This is a genomic window from Tsukamurella soli, assembly GCF_039541155.1.
GTDB classification, from domain to species: Bacteria; Actinomycetota; Actinomycetes; order Mycobacteriales; family Mycobacteriaceae; genus Tsukamurella; species Tsukamurella soli.
Genome location: NZ_BAABFR010000213.1, coordinates 1 through 2,214, shown reverse-complemented (window position 1 = coordinate 2,214; position 2,214 = coordinate 1). Strand labels below are relative to the sequence as shown.

Annotated in this window: 1 protein-coding gene; it reads right to left on the bottom strand. The window is 71.3% G+C overall.

Annotated features, from left to right (window positions below):
* The coding region (locus ABD908_RS27110; RefSeq protein ID WP_345001975.1) for an Rne/Rng family ribonuclease at positions 1 to 2,214 on the bottom strand (2,214 nt) is incomplete at both ends.

Genomic DNA, 2,214 nt, shown 5'->3' with positions numbered 1-2,214 from the left:
CTCCTGCGCCCGCCGCTCGCGCTGCTGGGCCCGCCGCTCGCTGCGCTCCTGAGCCCGCTGGGCCCGCTGCTCGCTGCGCTCGGACGCCTGCTGCTCGGCTGCGCGCTGCCCCTCACCGTCGTCGGCCGTGCGGTCGTCGTCGGTGCTGTCGTGCGCGGCTGCCATGGCCTGGAACATCGGGTGCGGCTTGTGCGGCTGGCTCTGCTGCGGCTTCTCCTCGCGCGGCGCCACGACGTCCGGCTTGCCCGACCGCTTGCGCTTCTTGTTGCGCCCGCCGTCGAACTGCGCCGACTGGCGACCGTCCTCGGGGCCGCCCACATCGACGGGGTCGTCGTGGATCAGGATTCCCCGGCCGCCGCAGGTGGGGCAGGTGGTGGAGAACGCCTCGACCAGCCCCGTGCCGATCCGCTTGCGCGTCATCTGCACCAGACCGAGCGACGTCACCTCGGACACCTGGTGCCGGGTGCGGTCACGGCCCAGCGACTCGGTGAGCCGCCGCAACACCAGGTCGCGGTTCGACTCGAGCACCATGTCGATGAAGTCCACCACGATCATGCCGCCGATGTCCCGAAGGCGCATCTGCCGCACGATCTCCTCGGCCGCCTCGAGATTGTTGCGGGTGACGGTCTCCTCGAGGTTGCCGCCCGCACCGGTGAACTTGCCCGTGTTCACGTCGATCACGGTCATCGCCTCGGTGCGGTCGATCACCAGGGTTCCGCCGGACGGCAGCCACACCTTGCGGTCGAGCGCCTTGGCCAGTTGCTCGTCGATCCGGTGCACGACGAACACGTCGGGCGCGTCGGCGTGTGCCTTCTCAAAGCGCTCGACGCGCTGCAACAGGTCGGGCGCCACCGTCGACACGTACCGCTCGACGATGTCCCACGACCGATCGCCCTCGACGACCAGCTTGCTGAAGTCCTCGTTGAACAGGTCGCGGACGACCTTGACCAGCAGGTCGGGCTCCTCGTAGAGCGCCCGGACTCCGGCGTGGCGGTCCTTCGACGCGCTCTCGATCTCACCCCACTGCTGCTGCAGCCGCTCGACGTCGCGGGCCAGCTCCTCGGCACTGACACCCTCCGACGCGGTCCGGATGATCACGCCGGCGTCGCCCGGGACGATGTCCTTGAGGATGTCCTTCAGTCGCTTGCGCTCGGTGTCCGGCAGCTTCCGGGAGATGCCCGCCGAGCCGCCGCCCGGCACGTACACCAGGAACCGTCCGGCCAGCGAGATCTGCGTGGTCAGCCGGGCGCCCTTGTGACCCACCGGGTCCTTGGACACCTGCACAAGCACCTGGTCACCCGGCTTGAGCGCCTGCTCGATCTTGCGGGCGTTGCCGTCCAGGCCGGCAGCGTCCCAGTTGACCTCGCCGGCGTACAGGACGCCGTTGCGCCCGCGCCCGATGTCGACGAACGCCGCCTCCATCGAGGGCAGGACGTTCTGGACGCGGCCCAGGTAGATGTTGCCGACCATCGAGGCGGACCCCGACGACGTCACGAAGTGCTCGACCAAGACGCCGTCCTCGAGGACCGCGACCTGGGTGTAGTCGATGGGGTGGTCGATCGGCTTGCCCTCGCCGTCGACGGTGCCCACCACGGACGTGCGCTCGCGGACGACCATCACGCGATCGACGGCCTCGCGGCGCGCCAGGAACTCCGACTCGGTGAGGATCGGGGGGCGGCGACGGACGGACTCGCGGCCGTCGCGCCGACGCTGGCGCTTCGCCTCGAGCCGGGTCGAGCCGCTGATTCCGCGGACCTCGTCGCGTCGGGTCTTGGGCCGGGGCTCACGCTCGTGGACGACTGTGTTCGGCGGGTCGTCGGGGGTGGACGCGTCGGCGTCCCCCTCCCCACCCGAGCGGCGCCGGCGTCGGCGACGGCGACGGCGCGAACTGCCGTCGGTGACATCCTCGACCGAATCGTCGTCGTCTCCGTCGGCGGTCGACTCCGCTTCGTCCGCGGAGTCCGAACCCGACGCATCGGCTGCGGGCTCCTCGCCGGGCGACCGGTCGCCATCCTCGTGCTCGTCGGCGTCACGCTCGTCGGCGGGTCGGTCGGCCTTTCCGGTCTCCGACCCGTCGTCCTGCGCCGAGGCACCGTCCTGCGCCTGGTCTACGCCCTGTTTGTCCGAGCCCTGCGGCTTATCCGTGGCATCGAGGCCGTCGCCGTCGTCGCCGCGACCGCCGCCCCGGCCCAGGCGACCACGCCGCCGGCGCCG